The sequence below is a fragment of the Rhodococcus kronopolitis genome, from assembly GCF_042654025.1.
In the GTDB taxonomy this organism is placed as follows: Bacteria; Actinomycetota; Actinomycetes; order Mycobacteriales; family Mycobacteriaceae; genus Rhodococcus_G; species Rhodococcus_G kronopolitis.
In genome coordinates this window covers 57,263-82,029 of record NZ_JBHSFO010000003.1, presented here as the reverse complement: position 1 = coordinate 82,029, position 24,767 = coordinate 57,263, and the positions used below count along the sequence as shown (strand labels likewise).

At 71.1% G+C, this 24,767-nt stretch carries 26 protein-coding genes and 1 tRNA gene; 14 read left to right on the top strand and 13 right to left on the bottom strand.

Going from position 1 to position 24,767, the window contains the following annotated elements; genetic code table 11:
* Positions 1–95 precede the first annotated feature (95 nt).
* From ACFO6S_RS06945 to ACFO6S_RS06935, 3 genes are read left to right on the top strand one after another with little or no spacing between them, the layout of a single operon-like run.
* Positions 96–287, top strand: coding sequence for an antitoxin (locus ACFO6S_RS06945; protein ID WP_072842920.1), 192 nt, complete (start codon positions 96–98; stop codon positions 285–287).
* A gap of 34 nt (positions 288–321) precedes the next feature.
* Positions 322–714, top strand: coding sequence for a thiol-disulfide oxidoreductase DCC family protein (locus tag ACFO6S_RS06940; RefSeq protein WP_378415392.1), 393 nt, complete (start codon positions 322–324; stop codon positions 712–714).
* Between the two features lie 3 nt (positions 715–717).
* The gene (locus ACFO6S_RS06935; protein ID WP_378415390.1) at positions 718–2,361 is read left to right on the top strand and encodes a Na+/H+ antiporter; all 1,644 of its coding nucleotides are present in this window, start codon (positions 718–720) and stop codon (positions 2,359–2,361) included.
* A gap of 26 nt (positions 2,362–2,387) precedes the next feature.
* On the opposite strand, the gene ACFO6S_RS06930 is transcribed toward ACFO6S_RS06935, so the two are convergent.
* Positions 2,388–3,032, bottom strand: a complete 645-nt coding sequence (locus ACFO6S_RS06930; protein ID WP_378415389.1) for a hypothetical protein — start codon at positions 3,030–3,032, stop codon at positions 2,388–2,390.
* A gap of 172 nt (positions 3,033–3,204) precedes the next feature.
* Here ACFO6S_RS06930 and ACFO6S_RS06925 point away from each other — a divergent pair, with 172 nt between their 5' ends.
* From ACFO6S_RS06925 to ACFO6S_RS06890, 8 genes are all read left to right on the top strand, one after another.
* Entirely contained in the window at positions 3,205–3,576 is a 372-nt protein-coding gene (locus ACFO6S_RS06925; protein ID WP_378415388.1) for an MmcQ/YjbR family DNA-binding protein, read from the top strand.
* The gene (locus ACFO6S_RS06920; RefSeq protein WP_378415386.1) at positions 3,573–4,775 is read left to right on the top strand and encodes a sensor histidine kinase; all 1,203 of its coding nucleotides are present in this window, start codon (positions 3,573–3,575) and stop codon (positions 4,773–4,775) included. The genes ACFO6S_RS06925 and ACFO6S_RS06920 overlap by 4 nt, the downstream gene beginning before the upstream one ends.
* Complete coding sequence (locus ACFO6S_RS06915; protein ID WP_378415384.1) at positions 4,772–5,626, top strand: LytR/AlgR family response regulator transcription factor; 855 nt, start codon at positions 4,772–4,774, stop codon at positions 5,624–5,626. Before ACFO6S_RS06920 ends, ACFO6S_RS06915 begins: the two co-directional genes overlap by 4 nt.
* Positions 5,623–5,997, top strand: a complete 375-nt coding sequence (locus ACFO6S_RS06910; RefSeq protein ID WP_378415382.1) for a hypothetical protein — start codon at positions 5,623–5,625, stop codon at positions 5,995–5,997. Before ACFO6S_RS06915 ends, ACFO6S_RS06910 begins: the two co-directional genes overlap by 4 nt.
* Positions 5,998–6,009: 12 nt before the next feature.
* Entirely contained in the window at positions 6,010–7,773 is a 1,764-nt protein-coding gene (locus tag ACFO6S_RS06905) for a sodium/solute symporter (protein ID WP_378415380.1), read from the top strand.
* 151 nt (positions 7,774–7,924) lie between these two features.
* Positions 7,925–8,287, top strand: coding sequence for a DUF485 domain-containing protein (locus ACFO6S_RS06900; RefSeq protein WP_378415378.1), 363 nt, complete (start codon positions 7,925–7,927; stop codon positions 8,285–8,287).
* Positions 8,284–9,921, top strand: a complete 1,638-nt coding sequence (locus ACFO6S_RS06895; protein WP_378415376.1) for a solute symporter family protein — start codon at positions 8,284–8,286, stop codon at positions 9,919–9,921. Before ACFO6S_RS06900 ends, ACFO6S_RS06895 begins: the two co-directional genes overlap by 4 nt.
* 105 nt (positions 9,922–10,026) lie before the next feature.
* Complete coding sequence (locus ACFO6S_RS06890) at positions 10,027–10,458, top strand: type II toxin-antitoxin system Rv0910 family toxin (RefSeq protein ID WP_378415375.1); 432 nt, start codon at positions 10,027–10,029, stop codon at positions 10,456–10,458.
* Between the two features lie 18 nt (positions 10,459–10,476).
* Here ACFO6S_RS06890 and ACFO6S_RS06885 read toward each other — a convergent pair whose 3' ends face one another.
* From ACFO6S_RS06885 to ACFO6S_RS06860, 6 genes are all read right to left on the bottom strand, one after another.
* Entirely contained in the window at positions 10,477–11,412 is a 936-nt protein-coding gene (locus ACFO6S_RS06885) for an ABC transporter substrate-binding protein (RefSeq protein WP_378415374.1), read from the bottom strand.
* 79 nt (positions 11,413–11,491) lie between these two features.
* Positions 11,492–12,910 carry a DUF1254 domain-containing protein gene (locus ACFO6S_RS06880; RefSeq protein ID WP_378415373.1) on the bottom strand — a complete coding sequence of 473 codons (1,419 nt, stop codon included), beginning with the start codon at positions 12,908–12,910 and terminating at the stop codon, positions 11,492–11,494.
* Positions 12,911–13,014: 104 nt separating this feature from the next.
* A tRNA-Arg gene (locus tag ACFO6S_RS06875) sits at positions 13,015–13,087 on the bottom strand.
* Between the two features lie 28 nt (positions 13,088–13,115).
* Positions 13,116–14,369: a YhgE/Pip domain-containing protein gene (locus tag ACFO6S_RS06870; protein ID WP_378416098.1), complete on the bottom strand. Its 1,254-nt coding sequence runs from the start codon at positions 14,367–14,369 to the stop codon at positions 13,116–13,118.
* A gap of 183 nt (positions 14,370–14,552) precedes the next feature.
* Positions 14,553–16,907: an MMPL family transporter gene (locus ACFO6S_RS06865; protein ID WP_378415372.1), complete on the bottom strand. Its 2,355-nt coding sequence runs from the start codon at positions 16,905–16,907 to the stop codon at positions 14,553–14,555.
* A 29-nt stretch (positions 16,908–16,936) separates the two neighbouring features.
* Positions 16,937–17,560, bottom strand: a complete 624-nt coding sequence (locus ACFO6S_RS06860; protein WP_378415371.1) for a TetR/AcrR family transcriptional regulator — start codon at positions 17,558–17,560, stop codon at positions 16,937–16,939.
* Between the two features lie 165 nt (positions 17,561–17,725).
* On the opposite strand from ACFO6S_RS06860, the gene ACFO6S_RS06855 reads away from it, so the two are divergent.
* Entirely contained in the window at positions 17,726–18,679 is a 954-nt protein-coding gene (locus ACFO6S_RS06855) for an antibiotic biosynthesis monooxygenase (protein ID WP_378415369.1), read from the top strand.
* Here the strand turns inward: ACFO6S_RS06855 and ACFO6S_RS06850 are convergent.
* Positions 18,676–19,005, bottom strand: coding sequence for a Rossmann-fold NAD(P)-binding domain-containing protein (locus ACFO6S_RS06850; protein WP_378415367.1), 330 nt, complete (start codon positions 19,003–19,005; stop codon positions 18,676–18,678). The genes ACFO6S_RS06855 and ACFO6S_RS06850 overlap by 4 nt on opposite strands.
* An 8-nt stretch (positions 19,006–19,013) precedes the next feature.
* Complete coding sequence (locus ACFO6S_RS06845; RefSeq protein ID WP_378415365.1) at positions 19,014–19,484, bottom strand: SDR family NAD(P)-dependent oxidoreductase; 471 nt, start codon at positions 19,482–19,484, stop codon at positions 19,014–19,016.
* A 114-nt stretch (positions 19,485–19,598) separates the two neighbouring features.
* Between ACFO6S_RS06845 and ACFO6S_RS06840 the strand changes: the two genes are divergently transcribed.
* On the top strand, positions 19,599–20,639 hold the full coding sequence (locus ACFO6S_RS06840) for an LLM class F420-dependent oxidoreductase (protein ID WP_378415363.1): 1,041 nt from the start codon (positions 19,599–19,601) through the stop codon (positions 20,637–20,639).
* Here ACFO6S_RS06840 and ACFO6S_RS06835 read toward each other — a convergent pair.
* The 4 genes from ACFO6S_RS06835 to ACFO6S_RS06820 all read right to left on the bottom strand — a co-directional run bounded on the left by ACFO6S_RS06835 (position 20,636) and on the right by ACFO6S_RS06820 (position 23,632).
* Positions 20,636–21,442, bottom strand: coding sequence for an LLM class flavin-dependent oxidoreductase (locus ACFO6S_RS06835; RefSeq protein WP_378415362.1), 807 nt, complete (start codon positions 21,440–21,442; stop codon positions 20,636–20,638). The two genes, ACFO6S_RS06840 and ACFO6S_RS06835, sit on opposite strands and share 4 nt — an antisense overlap.
* Complete coding sequence (locus tag ACFO6S_RS06830) at positions 21,439–21,702, bottom strand: SHOCT domain-containing protein (protein WP_378415360.1); 264 nt, start codon at positions 21,700–21,702, stop codon at positions 21,439–21,441. Before ACFO6S_RS06830 ends, ACFO6S_RS06835 begins: the two co-directional genes overlap by 4 nt.
* 77 nt (positions 21,703–21,779) lie before the next feature.
* Positions 21,780–22,457 carry a response regulator transcription factor gene (locus tag ACFO6S_RS06825; RefSeq protein ID WP_378415358.1) on the bottom strand — a complete coding sequence of 226 codons (678 nt, stop codon included), beginning with the start codon at positions 22,455–22,457 and terminating at the stop codon, positions 21,780–21,782.
* Positions 22,454–23,632, bottom strand: a complete 1,179-nt coding sequence (locus ACFO6S_RS06820; RefSeq protein WP_378415356.1) for a sensor histidine kinase — start codon at positions 23,630–23,632, stop codon at positions 22,454–22,456. The genes ACFO6S_RS06825 and ACFO6S_RS06820 overlap by 4 nt, the downstream gene beginning before the upstream one ends.
* Positions 23,633–23,858: 226 nt before the next feature.
* Here ACFO6S_RS06820 and ACFO6S_RS06815 point away from each other — a divergent pair, with 226 nt between their 5' ends.
* Positions 23,859–24,764, top strand: coding sequence for a universal stress protein (locus ACFO6S_RS06815; RefSeq protein ID WP_378415354.1), 906 nt, complete (start codon positions 23,859–23,861; stop codon positions 24,762–24,764).
* Positions 24,765–24,767 lie beyond the last annotated feature (3 nt).

The following is a 24,767-nucleotide window of genomic DNA, read 5'->3' as shown; positions in this document are numbered from 1 at the left end:
GGCGTGCATCCGGCAAAACTGTGAGACTGGGTCTGAGCGGGGGGACCGCCCCTCGACGACAGGCGCCCGGTCCGGGCGTCGGAGGAGGAACCGCAATGGGCTTCATGGATACGCTTAAGGGCCTCTTCGGCAAGGGTCAGCAGCTCGCCTCTGAGCACTCGGACAAGATCGAGGGCGCGATCGACAAGGCCGGTGACATCGTCGACCAGAAGACCGGCGGCAAGTACGCCCAGCACGTCGACAAGGCGCAGGACGCAGCCAAGAAGGTCATCCCGCCGAAGCAGTAGTCCGCGACAGAGCCGCCGACACTCAGGAGCCGCAATGCCCGACAGACCGCGCTCCACCGGATACACCGTGGAGTTGCTCTTCGATCGGGACTGCGGCTTCTGCGTGTTCTGCGTCGGCTGGCTCCGCCGCCTGGACCGTCGCGGCCGGGTCACCGCCGTGCCGTTGCAGCAACCCGGCGCGGTCGAGCGGTTCGGAGTGAGCGCCGACGAGGCCCTCGAGCGGGCCTGGGCGGTGGACTCGCGCGGCGACCGGCACGCAGGCGCAGGCGCGATCAACGCGGCGCTGTCGGGGATCCTCGGCGGCCGGATCCCGTTGTGGTTCTACCGGGTCTGGGGTGTGCGCCAGGTGCAGGACGCGCTCTACCGACTGGTCGCCCGCAACCGCCACCGCCTGCCCGGTCGGGGCGGCAGCTGCGCGATCGACTGACCCGTGAACGTCGCCGGCCTGCTCGTCGTGATCGTCGCGGGCATCGCGGTCGCCGGTTTCGCCAAGCGGCTGGACCTCCAGGTCCCGCTGGTCCTCGTCACGATCGGCGCGGCCGCCTCGTTCCTGCCCGGCGTCCCGTCGGTGGAGATCGCGCCGGAGCTGATGCTGGGGGTGGTGCTGCCCCCGCTGCTGTACTCCGCGGCCCTCAACTTCTCCTTCACCACCTTCCGTCGCAACATCAGCGCGATCCTGCGGCTGGGCGTCGCCCTCGTGCTGGTGACCGCGCTCGCGGTCGGGTTCTTCGCGGACTGGCTGGTTCCGGAGTTCACCCTCGGTGCCGCGCTGGTGCTCGGCGCGGTGGTGGCACCGCCCGACGCGGTCGCCGCGGTCGCGGTCGGGCGGCGGCTGGGGCTGCCGGCCCGGGTGATGGCCATCCTCAAGGGCGAGAGCCTCGTCAACGACGCGGCCGCCCTGACCCTGTTCGCGCTGACCACGGCCGCGGTGACGGGACGCAAGATCGCCATCGACTCGCCCGTGGTGTTCTTCCTCTACGAGATCGTCGGCGGCGTGCTCGTCGGCCTCGCCTTCGCCGGGCTGGTCCGGTTGGTGCGGTCCAGGATCGAGGACTCGCCGATGGAGACGGTGCTCGGGTTGGTGCTGCCGTTCGCCGCGTACCTCGCGGCGGAGGAGATCCACGCCTCCGGGGTGCTGGCGGTGGTCGCGGCCGGGTTCGTGATGGGCCACAGCGCCGGCGACGAGTCGGTGGCGACCCGGATCCAGGAACGCTCGGTGTGGCCGACTGTCGACCTGGTGCTCGAGACGTTCGTCTTCGCGTACATGGGCCTGCAGTTGAAGTCGGTGATCGAGGACGTGCGCGCGGACGGCCTGCCGGTGGTGCACGTGTTCGGGTACGGGCTGGCGGTGCTCGGGCTGGTCATCGTGGTGCGTCCGGCGTGGATCTTCGTGAACATGGGGCGACGCCACGTGACCCGGTCGATCGCCCGGCGTCCGAGCGACACCTGGGCCGGCGACCGGCTGAACTGGCGGCAGAACCTCGTGGTCTCGTGGGCCGGGATGCGCGGGGTGGTCACCCTCGCCGCGGCGGCAGGCGTGCCGCTGGTGACGCTGGCAGGCGACCCGTTCCCCGGCCGCGGCGTCATCCAGGCGGTCGCGTTCACCGTCGCGGTCGGCACGTTGCTGATCCAGGGGTCGACGCTGCCGCTGCTGATCCGGCGCCTCGACCTGGCCGATCCGGACGAGGAACTGCGGCGCGCCCAGCAGGCGGCGTACGCGCGGGAGATCTCCCGGGTGGCGGCCGAGCGGTCGTTGCGCGAGTCGCTGCGGGACCCGCCGGATTCCGTCGCGACCCGGGACCTGGCGGAGGTCGCGGAACAGGTCCGGAGGTCCATGCAGGCCCGGCTGGCGGCCGAACGGGCCGAGGACGCCGGCGAACACGAGGCCAGGGTGCACAAGACCGGTGCACTGTTCAACCGGCTGCGGAACCAGATGCTCAAGGAGCAGCGCCGGGCGCTGATCGCTGCCCGGGACTCCGGCGACCTCGACGACGAGGTGCTTCGCTCGGTCCTCGAGGCGCTCGACCTGGAGGAGGCGGTGGCGGAGTCCCGGGTGCAGCGGGAGCGGTGGTGACCCGAGAGCCGGTGACCGGGGGTCGGCTAGCCGAAGAGACCGGCCAGCGAGCCGCCGACGTCCACCGAACCGAGGTCAACGGAACCGAAGTCCATCGAGCCGCCGGCGGGCGGCGGGTTGCAGCCGGTGACGGTGGTGGTGTGCCACGCCCGGTCGCCGATCCACTCCGGGCCGCCGTCGCCGAGGTTCCCGGGCGGGCCCAGCACCATCCGGTAGTCGAGCTTGTGGGTGTCCGCGTCCGGGTTCGGCAGCGGCGGGTCCGTCGGCTTGAGGCCGGTCTTCAGGTTTCGGACGTGGCTGGTCGACACCGTCTCGCGGTCCTTGACCATCGGGGTCTCGGGGGTGTTCTCGAACTCGGGGTAGGACGGCGAGTGGGCCGCGGCCTCGAGTCCGGAGGTGCGTCCGGTGGGGCCGGTCGGGGTCTGTCCCCAGTCCGGTCCGGTCAGCGGTTCGTCGTCGATCCGGAAGTCGATCGTGTAGCTGGTGATGTTGGTGTTGTTCTCGATGGTGAACTTGGCGTTGCAGCCGCCTTCGTCGGTCGCCACGAACCGCACCGGGCCCGTGGTCTGCCCCGGATCCGGTTCGGCGGCAGCGGCCACGCCGCCGGTCATCGCCAGGCACGCGCCGGCCGTGGCTACCACGATCGGCAGCCGCCATGCTCGCTTCGTCATCGGTGATGTCCTTCCGTTCGGGGATGGGAAGGACTCACGGTAGGGACGGTGCGCCCCGGGTGGGGCGGTTCCGGAAAAACACTGACAATCATCTTCTTTTGGACGATGTACGAAACCGACACGGGCATGGTGCGCAGTCTGCGCCCCCGCCGGCTGTCGTAGCGTCAGTGCCATGACCGCGACCACGCCGCTCGACCGCCTCCGCGGACTGTGTCTGGCGCTGCCGGAGGCCACGGAACGCGTCAGCCACGGCGAGCCCGCGTGGTTCGTCCGCCGGGCGCCTCAGTTCGCGATGTTCGCCGACCGTCACCACGACGACCGCGTTGCCTTCTGGGCGGCGGCACCGGCCGGGGCGCAAGAGGATTGGATACGACGGGACTCGCTGCGGTACTTTCGGCCGCCCTATGTGGGGACCCGCGGCTGGATCGGGGTGTTCCTCGACGTGCGGGTGGACTGGGACGAGGTGGCGGACATCGTCGAGGACGCCTATCGGACTGTGGCACCGCGAAACCTGGTGTCCCGGTTGGATTCGGGCGCCCAGTGAGCGCCGCCCTTCTCGGCGTCCTGGGGGTGGTCGTGCTGGCCCTGGCGGTCGCGATCGTCGCGTTGTGGCGCAGTACCCGACCGGCGTTCACCACCCCGGCCGAACGTGCGGTCCACGACACCCTGCACACCGCGTCGCTCGCCGCCCAGTCCCTGCGCCGGGGCCTCGACGAGACCTCCGCGGCCGAGGCCGCCCCGCATCTGAGCCGGCTCACCGGGGCGGACGCACTGGCGATCGCGGACGCCGACGGGCTGCTCCTCGCCTGGCACGGCCCGCACCTGGAACTCGCCGAGCGGTTCCGGGAGGCCGCCGTGCGGGCCGTACTGGGCGACCGGCAGGTACTGGTCGAACTGTCCGATCCCGGAGCGAGCGCCCGAGCCCTGATCGCGCAGCCGCTGCTGGTCGAGGACACCGGCGTGGTGGGGGTGCTGGGTGTGGTCACCTCCGTCGGCCCCGGACCCGGGACGCTCGGCGCCGTGACCGAGGTGGCGCGGTACGCCAGCAGTCAGATCGAACTCGCCGAACTGGACGCCTCGCGTGCCCGGCTGGACCGGGCCGAGGTCCGTGCGTTGCGCGCACAGATCAGCCCGCACTTCATCTACAACGCGCTCAACACGGTGGCGTCGTTCGTGCGGACCGACCCGGCCCGGGCCCGCGAGCTGATCCTCGAGTTCGCGGACTTCACCCGCTACTCGTTCCGGTCCGCGGGGGAGTACACCCTGCTGGCCGACGAACTGCGCAACATCGACCGGTACCTCACCCTCGAACGTGCCCGGTTCGGCGACGCCCTCGAGGTCCGACTGCAGGTGGCACCGGAGGTGCTCAACGTGGTGCTGCCGTTCCTGGCGCTGCAGCCGCTGGTGGAAAACGCTGTCCGGCACGGACTCTCCGGCCAGGCGCACGGCGGAACGGTGACCATAGTCGCGGCCGACGAGGGTACCGACTGCGTGATCACGGTGGAGGACGACGGATCCGGAATGGACCCGGAACTACTGCGGTCCGGCTCGCTCGACGCGATCGTGTCCGGTACCGGCCGCACCAGTGCCAAGGAGACCGCGCACGTCGGGCTCGCCAACGTCGACGACCGACTGCGGGCCGCGTTCGGCAACGACTACGGGCTGGTGGTGGAGACCGCGCCGGGGGCAGGGACCAAGGTGAGCATGCGGGTGCCGAAGTTTCGCGCGGGAATCCGGGCATGAACCGGCGGGCGTGGCACGATGATGTCGTTGTGACGCAGAAAGCCGAGGGGACCTGCGAGGCCCCACTGACGGTGCTGGCCGTGGACGACGAGCGCCCCGCGCTCGACGAGCTGGCATACCTGCTGCGCGCGCAGGACGAGGTGGGCGAGATCCTCACCGCGGGCGACGCGACGACGGCGCTTCGGGTGATCAAGGACCGACGCGGTCCGGTCGCCCCCATCGACGCGGTCTTCCTCGACATCAACATGCCCGGTCTGGACGGGCTCGAGCTGGCCGGGGTCCTGGCAGCCTTCGCGGACCCGCCGGTGGTGGTCTTCGTGACCGCCCGCGACGACCGCGCGGTCGACGCCTTCGAACTCGGCGCCGTCGACTACCTGCTCAAGCCGCTGCGCGAGGAGCGGCTCGCGGAGTCGGTGCGTCGGATCCTCGCGCTGCGCCAGCAACGCGGCCAGCCGGCCGAGCCGGCCGGACCCGAGCCGGATGCCGACGAGGTGATCCCCGTCGAACTCGGTGGGGTCACCACCCTGGTGCGCCGTTCGGCGGTGGCCTGGGTGGAGGCCGACGGCGACTACGCGCGGCTGCACACCGCGACCGCCTCCCACCTGGTCCGGATCCCGATCTCCACGTTGGCGGCCCGCTGGGAGTCCGTCGGCTTCCTGCGCGTGCACCGCTCCTACCTGGTGGCGCTGCAGTTGGTCACCGGCATTCGTAGTGCCGGCACCGGAACGGTGGTGTGCCTGCGCACCACCGACGACGGCCCGACGGTGGAACTGCCGGTCAGCCGTCGGCACACCCGTCAGCTCAGGGACACGCTGGTGCGGGCGCCGCGGCAGGGCTGGGCTCCCCGGTGACCGATCCCGGCGGCCCGCCGCGGGCCCGGGAACGGGTGGTCCTGGCGACCCGGCGTGGCGCCCGCGTGGTGCGGACCCGGGTGGAGGTCCAGGAGCAGACCGAGGTGGGCGAGGTGATGGTCCGGGCTCTGGTGCGTGCGCAGCTCGGGCTGGCGGTGCGGATCGCCGTGCTCGTCGCGGCAGTGCTGGGTCTGATCCCGCTGCTGGTGATGGTACTGCCCGCGCTGACCACCGCGAGTGTGTTCGGTGTGCGGTTGCCGTGGCTGGTGCTCGGGGCGGCGGTGTACCCGATGCTCTACGGCGCGGGTTGGCTCTACCGGCGGCTCGCCGAACACACCGAGCAGGAATTCGTCGACCTGGCCGACGACTGAGTGGGGACCGAGTTGTCCGGACAGCCCTTCCCCTTCGTGACCCTGCTGGCCCTGCTGGCGGCCGCCGTCGCCACCGTCGGAATCGGGTTCTACGGAGTCCGCATGGCGCGCACCACCTCCGACTTCCTGGTCGCCTCGCGCAGCGTGGGCCCGCGCTGGAACGCCGCCGCGATCTCCGGCGAGTACCTGTCGGCGGCCTCGTTTCTCGGTGTCGCGGGACTGATCGCGAAGTACGGCGCGGACGCGCTCTGGTATCCGGTCGGGTTCACCGCCGGGTACCTCGGCCTGCTGCTGTTCGTGGCCGCGCCGCTGCGTCGCTCCGGCGCCTACACGGTGCCCGACTTCGCCGAGTTCCGTTTGGGCTCAGCGTGGTTGCGCAAGCTGGCGATGCTGGTCGTGGTGGTGATCTGCATCCTCTACATGGTCCCGCAGTTCCAGGGCGCCGGGTTGACACTGGGCATCCTGCTCGGCTGGCCGACCTGGGTGGGCGCACTGGTCGTCGGGCTGATCGTGATCGCCAACGTGGTCGGCGGCGGGATGCGGTCGATCACCTTCGTGCAGGCCTTCCAGTACTGGCTCAAGCTGACCGCGGTCGCGGTGCCGGCGTTGGTGCTGGCGGTGCACTTCTTCGGCGGCGCACACGATCTCGGCTCACCCGCGCCGCCGACCGTCGACCAGCGCACCAGCGTCGACATCACCGCCGACGTCGTCGTGCAGGTCTCGGCCCCGTTGCCGGTACGGGTGACCGGCACGCTCGACGGTGCGCCGGTGGACGGTCCGGTGACGCTGGGACCCGGTGAGCACGAGCTGGGCGCGGGCACCGTGCTGGTGCTCGACGCCGGGTCGCCGGTCCCGGTGGTGGCGGGAGCGCCGTCCACCGAGGCGCAGTGGCTCGAACCGGGCTGGGGGTTCGGCGGGGAGCACCCGCTCTACCAGGTGTACTCGCTGATGATCGGAATCTTCCTGGGCACCATGGGACTGCCGCACGTGCTGGTGCGGTTCTACACCAACCCGGACGGCCGGGCCGCCCGCTCCACCTCGCTCACGGTGATCGGACTGCTCGGGGTGTTCTACCTGTTCCCGATGCTGCTGGGGGTGTTCGCGCGGCTGTGGGTGCCGCAGCTGCTGATCACCGGGACATCCGACGCGGCGGTGCTGCTGCTGCCGGGCTCGGTGTTCTCGGGCGTCGGCGGGCAGTTGCTGGCGGCGCTGGTCGCGGCCGGTGCGATCGCCGCCTTCCTGTCCACCTCCTCGGGTCTGCTGGTCAGCGTTGCGGGGGTGCTGGCCACCGACGTGCTGCGCGGGCGGGTCCGGGACTTCCGGATTGCCGCCGTGGTGGCGGGCGCGATTCCGCTGGCGCTGGCGGTGGGGGTGGTCTCGCTCGACCTCTCGCGCACCGTCGGGCTGGTGTTCGCGGTGGCGGCGTCGACGCTGTGCCCGCTGCTGGTGCTGGGCATCTGGTGGCGCGGGTTGACGGCGGCCGGTGCCGCGGCCGGGATGGTGGTCGGCGGCCTGGCGTCGGGGGCGGCCGGGACGGTGACGGTGGCGGGTGGCGTCGGGGACGCGCTGTGGGGCGGCTGGCCTGCGGCGCTGGTCGGGTACCCGGCGGCGGTCAGCGTGCCGCTGGCCTTCGCGGTGATGATCCTGGTCAGCCTGGCCACCCGGGCGCAGGTGCCGTCGGGCGTCGGGTTGATCTTCGCCCGGATGCACGTGCCGGAGCGGCTCGGCGTCGGGTCCGACCGGGAGCTGGACCTCACGGGTGACGCAGCCACCTGAGCCGTTCGTCGCTCCCGGGTGACCGTCTGGCGCGCAACGCGACGTCTCGGCGTGTGACTGCCGCCACAGCATCGCTGTGTGAGCTGCATCTCACTAGCGTCAACGGCTGACAGCTCCACCCCTGCCCGCCGAGCCGCCCGAGGAGTCCGCAGTGACCGCAGCCGACCTGAGTCCGGAGAGGTCGCCCGACCGGGCGGCACCGGACGAGCAGGCCTTCATCGACATGCAGGCCAGCCCGGAGTTCCAGGACCTCCGGCGCCGGCTGCGGAACTTCGTGTTCCCGATGACGGCCTTCTTCCTGCTCTGGTACGCCACCTACGTGCTGTTGGCGACGTACGCCAGCGACTTCATGGCCACCAAGGTGATCGGCAACGTCAATCTCGGCCTGATCCTCGGCCTCGGTCAGTTCGTCACGACCTTCGTCATCACCGGCCTCTACGTGCGGTTCGCCAACCGCGAACTCGACCCGCGGTCCTCGGCGATTCGCGAAGAACTGGAAGGGCCGCAGCTGTGAACTCCATCCTCGCGGCATCGGGGACCGACGTCGGCAATCCCGTGCTCAACATCGCCATCTTCGTGGCGTTCGTCGTGATCACCATGACCATCGTGATCCGGGCCAGCCGGACCACCACCAAGGCGTCCGACTTCTACACCGGCGGCGCCCAGTTCACCGGTCCGCAGAACGGCTTCGCGATCGCCGGTGACTACCTGTCGGCGGCGTCGTTCCTCGGCATCGCCGGTGCCATCGCGGTCTACGGCTACGACGGCTTCCTCTACTCGATCGGCTTCCTGGTCGCCTGGCTGGTCGCCCTGCTGCTGGTCGCCGAGCTGCTCCGCAACACCGGCCGCTTCACCATGGCCGACGTACTGAGCTTCCGGCTCAGGCAGCGTCCGGTCCGGATGGCCGCGGCGCTGTCGACCCTGGTGGTCTCGCTGTTCTACCTGCTCGCCCAGATGGCCGGAGCGGGCGGACTCGTCGCGCTGCTGCTCGACATCCACGGCAAGGTCGGTCAGGCGGTCGTGGTCACCGTGGTCGGGCTGCTGATGATCGTCTACGTGCTGATCGGCGGCATGAAGGGCACCACCTACGTGCAGATGGTCAAAGCCGTGCTGCTGATCCTCGGTGCGGGAATCATGTTCGTGCTGGTGCTGTTCGCGGTGCGGGGCAACTTCTCGCAGCTGCTCGCCGATGCGCAGTCGATGGTCGACAACTCCACCAACGAGGCGGTCGCGGGCCGGGACGTGCTGGCGCCGGGTGCCAAGTACGGCATCAGCTCGATGTCGCGACTGGACTTCATCTCCCTCGGCCTCGCGTTGGTCCTGGGTACCGCCGGCCTGCCCCACGTGCTGATGCGCTTCTACACCGTGCCCACCGCGAAGGAGGCTCGCCGCTCGGTCACCTGGGCGATCGGACTGATCGGCGCCTTCTACCTGTTCACCCTGGTGCTGGGCTACGGCGCCGCGAAGATGGTCGGACCCGACGTGATCCTGGCCGCGCCCGGCAAGGAGAACTCGGCCGCCCCGCTGCTCGCCTTCGAGCTCGGCGGCACGCTCTTCCTGGCGATCATCTCCGCGGTCGCGTTCGCCACCATCCTGGCCGTGGTCGCCGGGCTGGCGATCACCGCGTCGGCGTCCTTCGCCCACGACATCTACGCCAGTGTCATCAAGCGCGGCAACGCCTCCGAGGAGGAACAGGTCCGGGTCTCCCGGATCACCGTGGTGGTCATCGGGCTGGTCTCGATCGTGCTCGGCATCCTCGCGATGGGGCAGAACATCGCCTTCCTGGTGGCCCTGGCCTTCGCGGTCGCCGCGTCGGCGAACCTGCCGACCCTGCTGTACTCGCTGTTCTGGAAGGGCTTCAACACCACCGGAGCGCTGTTCAGCATCTACGGCGGCCTGCTCAGCTGCCTGACGCTGATCGTCTTCTCGCCGGCCGTCTCCGGCTCGCCGACCTCGATGTTCCCGGGCGCCGACTTCGCCTGGTTCCCACTGGCCAACCCCGGCATCGTCTCGATCCCGCTGGCCTTCGTCCTCGGCATCGTCGGCACCTACGTGGGCCGACGGCGGCTCGAGGACGCGGGCAAGCAGGCCGAGATGGAGGTGCGATCTCTGACCGGTGTCGGCGTGGAGAAGGCGGTCGCGCACTAGCCGATTCCGCTCGCCGACACGGCGGAGCGAACGTGCCCCGCGCCCGGTGCCCAGGTGGCCGGGTGTGGGGCACGTTCTGCTGTCCGGGCCGCTACCATTCGACCCATGGCAAAGCTGAAGGTCTCGATCGACGTGCCGCTCGCTCCTGAGGTTGCCTGGGAAAAGGCAAGCGCCCTGGACGAATTCGACAAGTGGCTGTCGATCCACGACGGCTGGCGCAGCGACATTCCCGAGCGGCTTGCCACCGGCACCACCGCGGAGTCGGTGGTCTCGGTCAAGGGCCTCCGCAACCGGGTCAAGTGGGTTCTCACCGGCTACACGCCGCCGCGCAACCTGGTGCTCAAGGGCGACGGCAAGGGCGGGGTCAAGATCAAGATGACACTGTCGGTGCGGCCCAAGGGGGACGGATCCGAGGTGGAACTCGACATCGACCTCGGCGGCGCACCGCTGTTCGGCCCGATCGGGTCGGGCGTGGCACGGGCGCTCAAGGGCGACATCGAGGCCTCGCTGCGCACCTTCGTCAGCCTCTACACGTAGTCCGCCCGACGGCCCACGCTACTCGAGGAAGGGGGCGTCGCCGGTGTCGACGAGCCAGGTCTGGGCGAGCAGGTCCAGGGTGCCGTCCGCGTAGAGCGAGTCCACCGCAGCCGAGGCGCACGGGGTCATCGGGCTGCCCTTCTCCAGCAACAGGCCGAAGAACTCTGTGACCGAGTTGGGTCGCGGGAACTGGCCCACCAGAGTGCTTTTCGGCAGGTCCGCGGCGGTGATCTGGAACCCGGTCGGAATGTCCACCACCAGGGCGTCGATGGTCCCGGCGGCCAGCGCCGCCTTCGCGGCGTCGGTGGTGTCGAACTCGACGGGCGGCTGGACGGGGTGGATGCTGCCGGTGACCGCGAGGAGGCTGGTGGACCCGCGCTGCGCGCCGAGCCGGTAGGGCACCAGGTCGTTGAGGTTGCGGGCCGAGGCGGCGGGGGTGCCGGTCATCGCGACGATCGACTGCGCCACCGCGTAGTACGGCGACGAGAAGTCGACGGCGTCGCGCCGCTCGCCGACGATGGTGAACTGGTTGATGTCGAAGTCGAAGTTCTTGGGCCCGGGCGCCATCGCCTCGCCCCACGGCACCCGGACGAACTCCACCTGCCCGGCCCGGTAGCCGAGCTTCTCGTAGACGGCCTTCGCGACCGCTCCCTCGAATCCCTCGCCGTTGGCGGGATCGTCATCGCTGAACCAGGGCTCGTAGGCGGGGGAGTCGGTCGCGATGGTCAGCGTGCCCTTCTTGACGGTGGCGTCGCTGTTCGGACCGCAGTTGCCGACCGCGGCGGTGGACGGCAGCTCGGTCTGGGCAATCGGATACTCGGTCGAGGTGGCGTCGGCATCGGTGTCCGCACCGGTGGTGGGGATCGAGCATCCGCTCAGTGCCAGCGCGGAGACGGCGACGAGGACCAGCGTGACGGGGCGATGTCCGATTCGGCGCACCCGGACATAGTGCATGGACAATGTGTCCGGGGCAACAGCAGGTCGGTGTGCACGCCGACCCGCCGCTGCCCCGTCGTCGGTGGAGTCCGCTTGGCTAGCTGGCTTCCTCGACCTCGCCGGGCTGCCAGGCCTTGTCGAACCACGGCTGGAGTGGACCGTAGAGACGGAGCATCGGGAACCAGCTCTTGTCGGGGACGGTCCGGATCCAGTTCGCCTCCTTCCCGGCCGGCACGGTCGGTCCGAACCACAGCACGATCGACCCGTCCAGCTCCTCCTCGACGGTGCCGCTCAGGCTCATCAGGCTCGGGTACGGGTTGTCGGTCTGCAGCAGGGACCGGGTCTGGGTGTCGTAGATGTCGAGCGACCAGAAGTTCTTCGCCGGCGGGTTCGGCGGGAGGGTGAGCCGGTAGGTCTTCGCACCGTCGAGCAGACGCCCCTGCGAGTCCTGGGCCGTGTAGGTGTAGGCGGAGCCCGCTCCGACCTGCGCGTGGGCCATCGCGGGCGTGATCACGGTGGCGAAGTAGTGGAACTGCGTTCGGGCGTCGAGCAGCCGGGCCTGCCCGCGCAGGAATTCGTAGCTGCCCCCGACGAAGCCCTCCTTCCAGGACGCACCGTCGAACACGAAGGCCTCCGCGTCGCGCGGGAAGTACAGCAGCGCGCGGCTCATGCCCGCCGCCGTCTTCGCCGCCGAGTCGAGGATCGCGGACAGGCGCTCGTCCGGTGCGAAGGGGCGCCCGTGCTCGATGCCGATGGCGGCGAGCTGGCCTGCCCGCTCGGTGTCGAGTGAGCCGTCCGGCTCCTCCTGGACGAGTTCGTCGATCTCGTGGAAGAAGGAGGCGTCGTTGGCGTGGACGGTGTTGAACACCTGCTCCGCGAGGTTGACGAAGGTCATCTCGGGGGGAGCGCCCGCGTCGGCGAGTCGGTAGACGCGGGACTGCTTGACGGCCGCGATCCCGTCGAGGGCGCGGATGACCACCCAGTTGGTGAAAGTGGTTGTGCGGCAGATGAAGTAGCCTTCGGGCTCGTCGCCGGTGTATCCGGGCGGGAGGAACAGGTACTTTCCGCCCTGACCCTTGTCCGGCCCGGCGATGCCCATGTCCGTCACGTACCGGAACCAGAAGTCGTCGACGACACACAGGGAGTTCGTCGGCGGCTCGATGACCACCGGCCCGTCGCGCAGGTCGATGAACATCGTTCCGTACGCGGTGGCGGTGTTCGGGGTCAGGAAGTAGCTTCCCGAGTTGGCTCGGGGGTCGGTGACGCCGAGGACGTTCAGCCCGTCGACGCCGACACTGCGGAGGCCGTGCCGCATCGCGACCAGGGACGCGCCCGGCACGGCGTTGAGGAAGGCGTCGATGCCGCGGACGAAGTCCAGGCCGTCGTACAGTGCGCGGGTCGAGTCGGGCAGCGGTACGCCGTCGAAGAACTCGAACGTGCCCAGGGGTGTTTCCACCCGGTCCGGGACGCCGATCCTGTTCAGATCCGCAGCCAGGTCTACCTTTGACTTGTCCATGCCTCGACGCTCCTGAGCTCGCACCAGTGGAGCTTCCAGGATCCCGGCGGACGTGCTGCCCAGCCTCATCCCACGGGGGTGAAAGAAGAGAAGCGGCGACTCGGTGCCCTCGGCAGGATTCGAACCTGCGACCTACCCTTTAGGAGAGGGTTGCTCTATCCCCTGAGCTACGAAGGCGTTGTGTGTGTACACACCGCAGCGGAGTCTATCCGACGCCCGGTGACGGCGATGTCGGCGGCTGCTCCGGCTCCGGTGCCGCCGTCCCGCGGTGGAATCCCTTCACGTCGTAGAGCCTCGTCACCACCAGGCCGAGCAGGAGTCCGACGAGCAGCCCGACCCCGGTCATCGCGACCGCGTGGGTCAGGTCCGCGCCGCCGTCGAAGTAGAGCAGCGCACGGGCGCCGAGGAACACCTGGTGCATGGGCTCGAAGTTCGCCAGCCAGCCGAACAGCGGTGGCGTCGCCTCGATCGGGATGGTGGCGCCGGAGGAGGGCAGGCCGAGGACCACGAACAGGATGAGGTTGACCAGCAGTCCCGCGGTGCCGAAGGCGGCCAGCACCGACAGCGCGGTGACGCCCACCGCGGTGATGGCGAACGCGCCGTACAGCCACAGCCCGAGGCCGTGGGGGATCGGCATGCCCAGCGCCCGGCCGATCCCGACGTAGAGCCCGGACACCAGCGGCGCCAGCACCAGCATCACCGCCCACTTGAGCAGGAGGGTGTGCAGTCGGGAGATCTCGACGGCGGGGTTGTGCACGTAGCGGGGGCCGAACTCGGTCGGCGCGAAGCCCAGGGCGGCGTCGACCAGCGAGTGCACGATCATGCCGCCGGTGAAGCCGGCCAGCAGGAGCAGCAGCGCGTAGTAGAACGCGGACAGCCCGCTGCCGGTGCCCGCGGGCAGCGGGTGGAACGGCGTGGTCACCACGTCGATCGGGGCGGCCAGGGTCAGCCGGGCGGCACCGGCGACCTGCGGGGCGCCGTCCATGCCTGCCAGTTGGGCGTTGACCTGCTCGGTGAGCTGCCTGCCGACCGTCGCGTTCACCTCGTCGAGCGCGCGCTGGGTGACGGTGGTGACGATCCCGGCGCTGTACGTCCCGGTGCGGGGGTTGGTGTAGGCGGTGATGATCGGCCGTTCGACGTCGCCGGGCACCACGCTGGCCTCGGCGAGGATCAGCAGTCGCTTGCTGAAGTCGCTCGGGATCACGATCGCGCCGTAGAGGTCGCCGTCGCCGAGCCGCTGCCGCGCGGCCGCGATGCCGATCCGTTGCAGGTCGATCTTGTCCGCGGGGACGTTCGCGACCAGTCCGTCGGCGATCTGGTCGCCGAAGTTCACCGGCGGCGCGCCCGGGGTGGCGGGCGTCTCGCCCTCGTCCTGGTTGACCAGCGCGATCGGGAAGTCGTGCAGCTCCTCCTGCGCGTCGAGGACGCCGCCCAGGTAGAGCCCGGCGAGCAGCGACATCAGGGCGGCGACCACCACCAGCGGTGCCGCCCAGAAGCGCGCGGTCCGCACCACGGAGCTCGGCCGGCCCGGTTCGGTTGCTGCCACTGGTGCTCGCCTTCCGTCGCGGGACCTTCAGACGATGATGGCACCGTGCCCGCACCTGTGCGGTGCGGACACGGTGCCCTCGGAGAAGTGCGCTGCCTACCGCGCGGGGACCGCGTCGTCCTCGTTCGGCTCCGGTGCGGGCTGCGTGGTCCGCAGCTTCTCGCCCTCGATGTCGACGTTCGGCAGGATCTTGTCCAGCCACTTCGGCAGCCACCAGGCCTTGTCGCCGAGCAGGGCCATCACCGCGGGGATGATCACCATGCGGACCACGAAGGCGTCGAAGAACACCGCCGCGGCCAGCGCGAAACCGACCGACTTGATGAACGAGTCCGGCTCGGCGATGAAGGCCGCAAAGACCGAGATCATGATCAGGGCCGCCGCGGTGACCACCCGGGCGCCGTGGCTGAACCCGACGGTGACGGCCTCCTTGGCGGACGCGCCGTGCACGTACTCCTCACGCATCCGGGTCACCAGGAACACCTGGTAGTCCATCGCCAGCCCGAAGACCACGCCGATCAGGAAGATCGGCATGAAGCTGACCAGCGGCTGCGGGTTCGCGATCAGCCCGCCCCAGCCGTTCTGGAAGATCGCGACGGTCGCGCCGAAGGTCGCCGCGACGGAGAGCAGGAAGCCCAGGGTCGCGGTCAGCGGCACCAGGATCGAGCGGAACACCAGCATCAGCAGCAGGAACGCCAGCCCGACGACCACGGCGAGGTACGGGAGCAGGGCGGACTGCAGCCGGTCCGAGACGTCCGTCTCGAGCGCGGTCATGCCGGTGACCCCGTAGTTGACGCCGATCTGCTCGTGCAGGCCGGCCTCGCCGTCGCGCAGGGACTTCATCAGTTCGACGGTCCGCGGGTCGCTCGGCCCGCTGGCCGGGGTGACCAGGATCTGCGCGGTGTCACCGGCCGGGTTGACCCCGACGACCTGGGCGTTGGCGACGTCCGGCTGGCTCTCGATGTGCGTGACGACGTCGCCGAAGGCCTGGTCCGCAGGCACGGTGGCGTCCTTGGCGTCGACGACGACCACCAACGGGCCGTTGCGGCCCGGACCGAAGCCCTCGTCGATCAGGTCGTAGGCCTGCCGCGCGCTGGTGGCGGGGTCGGCGGTGGCCTGGCTGGGCAGTGCCAGCCGCAGTCCGGCGGCAGGCAGGGCAAGCACCGCCAGCAGCAGCACGCCGCCGATCAACGGTACGAGGGGAACGCGGGTGACCGCCTGGGCGTACCGGGTGCCGATGCCCGGCTTCCCCTCGTCGGACTCGGGGTCCTTCGACGTGAGGAACGGGATCTTGCCTGCGAACGCCTTGCGGCCGAACAGACCGAGCATCGCAGGCAGGAAGGTCAGCGCGATGAGTACCGCGACGAACACCGCGAACGCGGCGGCCGAGCCCATGTCGGTGAGGAACTTGATTCCGACGACCCGCAGCGCGACCAGCGCGATGATGACGGTCAGGCCTGCGAACACCACTGCGGACCCGGCGGTGCCGACGGCCCGTCCGGCGGCTTCCTCCCGGTCGTCGGTCACCGAGATCTCGTGGCGGAACCGGGAGACGATGAACAGCGAGTAGTCGATGGCCACCGCCAGGCCGATCATGATCGCCAGGGTGGGGGTCATCGACCCGAGCGTGGTGAACCCGGTGGCGATGGTGATGCCCATGCTGCCGATGCCCACGCCGATGATCGCCGAGATGAGCGGCAGTCCCGCGGCCACCAGCGACCCGAAGGTGATCATCAGGACCACCGCGGCGACGGCCATGCCGATCAGTTCGGTCGTGCCGCCCGGCATGTCGACGCTCTGGGCGGCGCTGCCGCTGACCTGCACGGTCAGCCCGGCGTCACGACCGGCCTGCGCGGCCGCGTCGATCTCGTCGGTGAGGGCCTTGGTGACGTCCGTGTGTTCGCCGCTGAACGGGACGTCGACGTAGCCGACGGCCGCGTCGGGGCTCAGGGCGGACAGGGCCTGCGCGTCGGTGACCGCCTGGTCGACCGGCTTGCCCTGCTCCTCGGCCTGTGCCGTGATCTGTTCGAGCAACTCCGTGTGGGCGACAACGGGATTGACCAGCGCGGCGCTGTGCGTGCCCTCGGCGACGGGTGCGCCCGGGTCGACCTTTGCCGCCGGCTCGACCAGTTCGATGGTGCGGACCTTGGCCAGCACGGCGTCCATCGCCGCCTCGTTGACCGGGGTGTCCAGGGTCTGGCCCGCCGGGGCGGCGAAGACGAATCGTGCGCTCAGTGAGTTGAACGGGTCCTTGCCCGCGGCCGGGAAACGCTCGGCCATCAGGTCCTGGGCCTGCTGCGCCGGTGTCCCGGGGATCGTGACCGAGTCGTTGGTCGGCCCGGACAGGGTGGCGGCGCCGACCCCCATCAGCACGAGGATTGCGAGCCAGATCGCCAGCACAGTGCCTTTTCGCCGATAGGCGAACTTGCCGATCCGGTACAGATAGGTGGCCAATGGAGGACCCTTCGGTGCGTCTGGGACTGTCAGGACTGGGTGGCGGCGGCTGTGGGGGGTGGCAGGCCCGCCCGCAGCTGCCGGAATGCCTGGGAGACAAGCTCTTCGGGGGAGCTGGCGCTGGACGTACCGCGCAGCCACAGCTCGATCGCGGACTTGCAGGCGGCGGCCGCGGCCATCTGCACCAGGTTCGGGTACAGGTCGGCGTCGATGTCGGTGCCAGTGCGCTCGGCGATCGCCTCGCCGATGATCCGCGCGACCCGCCCGCTCATCTCCACCTTGCGGGTCATCAGGGCTGGGCTGTCCTCGACCAGGGCCATCACCGCGACGGTCTCGTCGAGGGTGCGGGCCGGATCGGTGATCAGGTTCAGGGACAGCTGCTCGAGGGACTCCCAGATGGGCTCGTCGGCGGGCCGGGCGCGCAGCAGCTGCGCCCACACCTTCGCCTCCGTCTCGAAGCGGTACAGGATCGCTTCTTCCTTGGAGGTGAAGTAGTTGTGGAAGGTCCGGGTGGACACCCCTGCCTCGGTGGCGACGGCCTCGGCGGTGACGGCGTCGACGCCCACGGTGCGGGCGAGCCGCAGGGCCGCATTGCTCAGCGCGGTGCGGGTGGCCGCCTTCTTGCGGTCGCGCAGGGGCAGGGAGCAGTTCACCTGATTGACCGTACTGAAATTGCACGTCTCTGCAATATTGCAGAGACGCGCAATATTGTCGGCTCAGACACACTTCGGGCCGGAAGTGAGCCACGTCACCGTGGCGTAGATTGAATGACCCGCGCCGATCGGCTGGAGCCGAGGGCGATGAGGTGGAGGCGGCACATGGCAACCTGCGCGACGGTGGTCGTCACGCAGCGCGTTCGCGTCGGCCGCCGTGCGGAGTTCCGGCGCTGGCAGGACCAGGTGGATGCCGCGGCCGCCGGGTTCGCCGGATTCCTCGGCGCCGAGGTCACCGCGCCCGCCGACACCGAGCCCGAGTCAGATGCGCAGTGGTCGGTGGTCTACCGCTTCGACGACACCGACCACCTGCGAGGTTGGCTCGGCAGCGCCACCCGGCGCGCGTTGCTGGCGCGTGGCGCGGACCTCCTCGCGGCGCCGCCCACCCAGCACGTGCTCGCGGCCGCGCCGGACGACGACGTGGCAACGGTCGTGGTCACCCACCCGTACCTGCCCGGTGCCGAGGCCGAGTTCCTGGCCTGGCAGCGGCGGGTGGTCGAGGCGGAGGCCAAGTTTCCCGGGTTCCGCGGCTCGCGGTTGCACCGACCGGTGCCGGGGATCCAGGACAGCTGGACGACCGTGGTCAGCTTCGACACCGCGGCGCACCTCGACGGCTGGCTCGGCTCACCCGACCGCGCCGCGCTGCTCGCGGAACGTCGCGACCGTCGGGACTTCGAGGTTCAGCGGATCGTCGACCCGTACGGCTCGTGGTTCCCGGCCGCCGGGCCCGGTGCGGTCGCCACCGCGTCCTGGAAGACGGCGCTCTCAGTCCTGGTGGGGCTGTATCCGACCGTGGTGGTCCTCACCGTCGCCCTCACCGAACTGTGGCCGGATGCTGCGCTCTGGTTCACGCTGCTGGTCGGGAACGTCGCCTCGGTCGCTCTGCTGACCTGGGTGGTGATGCCGGTGGTCACCCGCGCGCTGGGCTTCTGGCTCGAACCGGCCGACCATCGCGACCGCCGCCGGGACACTCTCGGACTGGTGGTCTCGCTGGCGTTCCTGGCGGCGGCCGCCGTCGTCTTCTGGCTCGTCACGACGGTGCTGTGGACGCTGCCCTAACCCTGGGTGCGCAGGGACCTGCGGATGGTGCGGGCCAGGAACGGCCGCAGCGCAGGCTCGGCGATCCCACCGGCCCGGACCAGGACGCGGGTCAGCGGGTCCACCGAGATGTGGTGGCGGCCTTGCTCGATCCCCTTCAGCGCCGCGGCCGCGACCCGGTCGGGCGAGACCGGGGCGACGGCACCCGACACCGCCGCGGTCTCCGGGGGTTTGCGGGTGTTCTCGACGGCGAAGCCGGGGGTGTCGGTGTCCGGTGGGTACAGCACCGCGACCGTGACCCCGGCCGGCTGCACCTCGTAGCGCAGGCAGTGCGCGAGTTCGTGCACCGCGGCAATTAGCTGGCGCGTAGAAAGCCGACCACCCCGATCAGCCCGGCGGTCGAACTTGTCAGCACCACGGTGCCGCGGCCGCGGGCGACCATTCCCGGCAGCACCGCCCGCGCGGCGTGCACCGCTCCCAGGTAGTTCAGCCGCATCTGGGACTCGAACTCCTCGACCGGCACCTCGAGGAACCGCCCCGGCAGGGCGGTGCCCGCGCACGCGACCAGTACGTCGCAGGGACCGGACCGGGCCTCGAGTTGCTCGACCGCCCGCGACAGTCCCGTCGGGTCGGTGACGTCGGCGACCGCCCAGTTCGCGCCCAGCGGTTCGGCCGTGGAGCGCAGCTGGTCCTCGCCGCGGGCAATGATCGAGACCGTCGCACCCCGGGCCGCGGCGGCGCGGGCCACCGCGGCGCCGATGCCCTGGGAGCCTCCGGTGACCAGCACGTGCGCGTCCGGCCAGTCGATCCGCGTCTTTCGTCTCACGGCGCGATCGTAGGGTCACTCGGTCATGGATGACGGTCACTTCTGTCATACGTTCGCGCGGCCGCGCTGCGTAGGGTGCGAGGGAACGTCCCACGAACAGATACGAGGTGCCCGGTGCAGATCGGAATGCAGATCACCTACAGCGGCGGTTTCGCCGAGACCGTCGCGGAGGTCGGAGACCTCGAACGCGCGGGCCTCGACATCGCCTTCATCGCCGAGGCGTACTCCTTCGACGCGGTCAGCCAGCTCGGCTACCTCGCCGCGAAGACGTCGACGGTCAAGCTGGCGTCCGGCATCTTCCAGATCTACACCCGCACACCCTCGCTGATGGCGATGACCGCGGCGGGGCTGGACTTCGTCTCGGACGGGCGCTTCGTGCTCGGCATCGGCGCCTCCGGCCCGCAGGTGATCGAGGGCTTCCACGGCGTGGCCTACGACGCCCCGCTCGGTCGCACCCGCGAGCTGGTGGACATCTGCCGTCAGGTCTGGCGCCGCGAGAAGGTCAACTACCAGGGCAAGCACTACCAGATCCCGCTGCCCGCGGACAGGGGCACCGGGCTCGGCAAGCCGCTCAAGCTGATCAACCACCCGGTGCGCGAACGCATCCCGATCGTCATCGCCTCCCTCGGCCCGAAGAACGTCGCGCTGACCGCGGAGATCGCGGAGGGCTGGGAGCCGATCTTCTTCCACCCCGAGCGCGCGCAGAGCGTGTGGGGCGAGTCGCTGGCCAAGGGCAAGGCCAAGCGCGACCCGAGCCTCGGCGAGCTGGAGGTCTTCGCCAGCCCGGCGCTGGCCATCGGCGAGGACGTCGACCACATGCTCGAGTGGGTCAAGCCGAACCTGGCCCTCTACATCGGCGGCATGGGCGCGGTGGGCAAGAACTTCTACAACGACCTGGCCTGCCGCTACGGCTACGAGGCCGAGGCCGCCACCATCCAGGAGCTCTACCTCTCCGGCAAGAAGCAGGAGGCCGCGGCCGCGGTGCCGGACGAGCTGGTCCGCGCGATCTCGCTGATCGGTCCCGCCGGCTACGTCAAGGAGCGGGTCGCCGCGTTCGCGGAGGCCGGTGTCACCACCCTGAACGTCGCGCCCCTCGCCGCGGACTCGGCGGGCCGGGTCTCGCTGATCGAGCAGCTGCGCAAGATCGCCGACTAGCGCGCGGGGGACAGGCGGAGCCGGGCCAGCACCGGGGCGAACGCCTCGGCAAGCTCGCCCGGCACCGTCACCTCCGTGATGCCGAGCCGCTCCTCACGCTCGCGCAGGAGGTCGACGGCCCGGCCGGGGTCGGCGGGCAGCAGACCGGCCGAGCCCAGCCGCCGGAGTTCGGCGAGGGTGGGTCCGCCGGTCCGGGCGAACCACGACGGCAACGCTTCGCCGACGCCCACCAGCGAATGGGTGAACACCATTGCCGGGCCACATGATTCGCGCGCGGCTGCCACGGTTGCCGTCAGATCTGCCTCGGTCGCGGTGGGGCCGAGGGCCAGCGCGATGCGATCGGCCATCCGCCCCGCGGCGGCCGTCATCCTCGGCCCCGCCGCCGAGACGATCACCTCCGGCGCCGGGTCGACGCCCGCCCGCACCGCGGCCACCGATTCCTCCACCGCGGCGATCCGGTCCGGTGCGGAGCCCCAGGACGCGCCGAGCCGCCGCGCCTCCTCCTCGGCGTCCGGGCGCCCCGGCCCGATGCCCAGCTCGAACCGTCCGTCCGAGAGTTCCTGCAGGGCGGTGCATTCCCGTGTCAGCGCGGCCGGCGTGCGCAGCGGCGCCGCGGCCACCCAGGTCCGCAGCCCGAGCGTGGTCGTCGTCGCCGCCGCGGCCGCCAATGCGGGGAAGGGCGAGGTGGTCCACAGGGTGTCCGGCACCAGCAGCGAGCCGAAGCCCCACTCCTCGAGGTGCCGTGCCCGCGCGGTCCAGTCGGCGCCCGAGCGGGCGGGGGCCTCGACCACCACGACCCTCATCGCCGGGTCTCCCGCAGCACAGCCAACCGGGCCCGGTACTCGGCCTCGGTGATCTCGCCGCGGGCGAAGACGTCGCGCAGCGTGGACTCGCCGTGGTGTCCGCGCCAACGGCGACGGGCGAGGACGACCAGCACGATCACGGTCACCCAGAAGGCGATGGGGACGAGGACGAACCACGGGCCGGGGCCCCAGCCGGGTCCGTAGCGGCCGTCGAAGTGGTCGGCCAGGAGCAGGGACGTCTGTGCGCTGAGAGTGTTCATGTCCCGAGCCTGGCCGCTCGCGGGGGTCGCGCGCATCGGCCGCCGCGCGGTACCTCGGGTACGCGCGGAGACGTACGTCAGTCCCGCCAGCCGGGCCGCACCAGCCCGGACTCGTAGGCGAGCACCACCAGTTGGGTGCGGTCCCGCGCGCCGAGCTTGAACAGGATCCGGCTGACGTGGGTGCGCGCGGTGGCCGGACTCAGGAACAGCCGTTCCCCGATCTCGGCGTTGGTCAGGCCCTCCGCCACCAGGGTCATCACCTGCCGTTCGCGATCGGTGAGCCCGGCCAGCGGGGCGGCGTCCGGGGCCGGCTTGGCGTGGGCCGCGAACTCGGCGAGCAGCCGTCGGGTGACGCCGGGGGAGAGCAGCGCCTCGCCGTCCGCGACCACCCGCACCGCACGCACCAGGTCCGCCGGTTCGGTGTGCTTGACCAGGAACCCGGCGGCGCCGGCGCGGATCGCCTCGAAGACGTACTCGTCCAGTTCGAAGGTGGTCAGCACCACCACCCGGACCCCGGACAGCGCGGGCCGGGCGGCGATCCGGCGGGTGGCCTCGAGCCCGTCGAGCACCGGCATCCGGATGTCCATCAACACCACGTCGGGCACCAACTCGGTGGCCAGCCGCAGCGCCTCCGCGCCGTCCCGGGCCTGGCCGACCACCTCGATGCCGTCCTGGGCGTCGAGCAGGGCGGCGAACCCGGCCCGCACCAGTGCCTGGTCGTCGGCGACCAGGACCCGGATCGCGTGCGGCCTCACGTCGGCCCACCGCCGCCGACGTCGGTGCCGGTCAGGGGCAGTCGCGCGTGTACCCGGAAGCCCTGCGGTGACCGGGGTCCCGCGCTCAGGGTGCCGCCGAGCGCGTGGGCACGCTCGGTCATCCCCGCGATGCCGGCGCCGCGCGGGCCCGCGTCACCGCCGTCGCCCGTGCCGTCGTCGTCCACCTCCAGTTCCAGCGCACCGGGCAGGTAGCGCACCGACACCCGGGCCGCGGTCTGGCCGGAGTGTCGCGCGACGTTGGTCAGCGCCTCCTGCACGATCCGGGCTGCCGCCAGGTCCACCGCCGCAGGAAGGGGCTGCGCCGCACCTGTCGAGGTGGTCTGCACCCGGATTCCGGCGGTGCGGGCCCGTTCCACCAGGGCGTCGAGGTCCGCGACGGTGGGCGCCGGCGTGAGCGGCGCCAGGTCGGCGCCGCCGCGGCGCAGCGTCCGCAGCATGGAGTGCACCTCGAGCAGGGCGTCGCGGCTGGCGGTCTTGATGGAGGCCAGCGCGATGCCGGCCTGCTCCGGCCGGCTCTCGAGCAGTTCGAGGGCCACCCCGGACTGGACGTTGATCATCGAAAGGCTGTGTGCCAGCACGTCGTGCAGTTCGCGGGCGATGTCGAGCCGCTCCTCGGTGGCGCGGCGCAGACGTTCCTCCTCGGCGCTGCGGGCGGCCGCAAGGGCGCGTTGGCGGCGAGCCCGGGCGGCCTCGCGGCGCTGCCGGATCAGCTCGGCCACCGCCAGCAGGGTGAGCAGCCAGGCGGCGAGGCCCACCATCGCCGCGGCCGGTGGCACGGCGCGGCCGGTGACCCACGGGACCCCCCACACGAACACCACGTAGCCGACGGCCGGTAGCGCGTACATCGGCCAGCGCCGGGTCGTCGGGGCGGCGGTGAGGAACGCGACGAGCAGGGACAGGAAGACGGGTCCCTCCCCGTACCCGAGCAGCAGGTAGGCCAGCGCCGCGGCCACGGTCACCGCGAGCACGGTGACGGGCGCGGACCGCCGCCACAGCAGCGCGACCGGACCCACCGCGAGCAGGACGAAGGCCGCCGCGTCGAGCGGCTGCGCGCCGGGTTGGTGCCGGGACGCCGCCACCGAACCGACGCAGGAGACCACGCCGACCGCCGTCGCGAGTGCGACGTCGAAGGGCCTCGGCACCCGCGCATGCATGGCTTCAACCTAGCGCCGGACGCCCGCCGCGGCATCGGTCCGGCGGCGTAACGGGAGGGTCAGCCGCGCGGCGCAGCCGGGGCACACACGTGCACCGGTGGTGGTGCCGTTTCTCACACAGCGCCTCGGCCGCCTCGGACTTCGGGTGCCCCGGCGGCGGGGTGCGCCCCGCGCGATGGGTCTGGGGGGCACAATCGGTGAAACCCCGGACACCTGGAGGACAATCGTGAGCGCAGGCAAGCCCGTCGTAGTCGGAGTGGACGGATCGGAGTCGTCGTCGGCGGCAGTGGTGTGGGCGGCCCGGACCGCCGCGATCCGCAGGATCCCGCTGGTGTTGGTCTCGGTGGTCCACGTGCCCTCGTACTACTACTCCGAGCCCTACCTGGCCCGCGGGTACAGCGACGACCTGAAGAACGCCGGCCGCGCGCACCTCGACGGTGCCGCGGTGCTGGCCCGGACCGTCGCCGAGGAACTCGGCGACGTCGAGGTGGACACCAAGCTGCACGAGGGCCGGATCGCCGACATCCTGCTGCAGTACTCGGCCGAGGCAACCATGATCGTGCTCGGCAGCCGCGGCCTCGGCGAGTTCACCGGGGCGGTGCTCGGCTCCGTGACCCGGGCGGTGGCCTCGCACTCGACGTGCCCGGTCGCCGTGGTCCGCGGACGCACGCTCGACGGCCGGCCGCCCACCCAGGGGCCGGTCGTCGTCGGCGTCGACGGCTCCGAGGTGAGCGAGGCGGCGGTGGCCGTCGCATTCGAGGAGGCGTCCACCCGCGGGGCGACGCTGGTCGCGGTGAACGTCTGGAGCGACGTGTCGGTCCAGCCCTCGCTCGGTGCCACCGAGTCGGATCCGCACTGGAGCGCCATCCAGACCGCGGAGGAGGCGGTGCTCTCGGAGCGGCTGGCCGGTTGGCTGGAGCGGTTCCCGGACGTGACCGTGCAGCGGGTGGTGAGCCGCGACCGTCCGGTCCGCGTCCTGAGCGAGTACTCCGAGCGGGCCCAGCTGCTGGTGGTCGGCAGCCACGGCCGTGGCGGCTTCAAGGGCATGCTGCTCGGGTCGACGAGCAACGCGCTGATGAACACCGCGGACTGCCCGGTGCTGATCGTCCGGCCGCCGGTCTCGCCCGAGTAGGGG

Coding starts and splice junctions, on each gene's coding strand:
- ACFO6S_RS06940 (WP_378415392.1), top strand. CDS start 322: ATGCCCGACAGACCGCGCTCCACCGGATACACCGTGGAGTTGCTCTTC.
- ACFO6S_RS06915 (WP_378415384.1), top strand. CDS start 4,772: ATGAACCGGCGGGCGTGGCACGATGATGTCGTTGTGACGCAGAAAGCC.
- ACFO6S_RS06890 (WP_378415375.1), top strand. CDS start 10,027: ATGGCAAAGCTGAAGGTCTCGATCGACGTGCCGCTCGCTCCTGAGGTT.
- ACFO6S_RS06925 (WP_378415388.1), top strand. CDS start 3,205: ATGACCGCGACCACGCCGCTCGACCGCCTCCGCGGACTGTGTCTGGCG.
- ACFO6S_RS06835 (WP_378415362.1), bottom strand. CDS start 21,442: ATGAGGGTCGTGGTGGTCGAGGCCCCCGCCCGCTCGGGCGCCGACTGG.
- ACFO6S_RS06930 (WP_378415389.1), bottom strand. CDS start 3,032: ATGACGAAGCGAGCATGGCGGCTGCCGATCGTGGTAGCCACGGCCGGC.
- ACFO6S_RS06855 (WP_378415369.1), top strand. CDS start 17,726: ATGGCAACCTGCGCGACGGTGGTCGTCACGCAGCGCGTTCGCGTCGGC.
- ACFO6S_RS06885 (WP_378415374.1), bottom strand. CDS start 11,412: ATGCACTATGTCCGGGTGCGCCGAATCGGACATCGCCCCGTCACGCTG.
- ACFO6S_RS06820 (WP_378415356.1), bottom strand. CDS start 23,632: ATGCATGCGCGGGTGCCGAGGCCCTTCGACGTCGCACTCGCGACGGCG.
- ACFO6S_RS06830 (WP_378415360.1), bottom strand. CDS start 21,702: ATGAACACTCTCAGCGCACAGACGTCCCTGCTCCTGGCCGACCACTTC.
- ACFO6S_RS06870 (WP_378416098.1), bottom strand. CDS start 14,369: ATGTCGCTGCTCGCCGGGCTCTACCTGGGCGGCGTCCTCGACGCGCAG.
- ACFO6S_RS06880 (WP_378415373.1), bottom strand. CDS start 12,910: ATGGACAAGTCAAAGGTAGACCTGGCTGCGGATCTGAACAGGATCGGC.
- ACFO6S_RS06945 (WP_072842920.1), top strand. CDS start 96: ATGGGCTTCATGGATACGCTTAAGGGCCTCTTCGGCAAGGGTCAGCAG.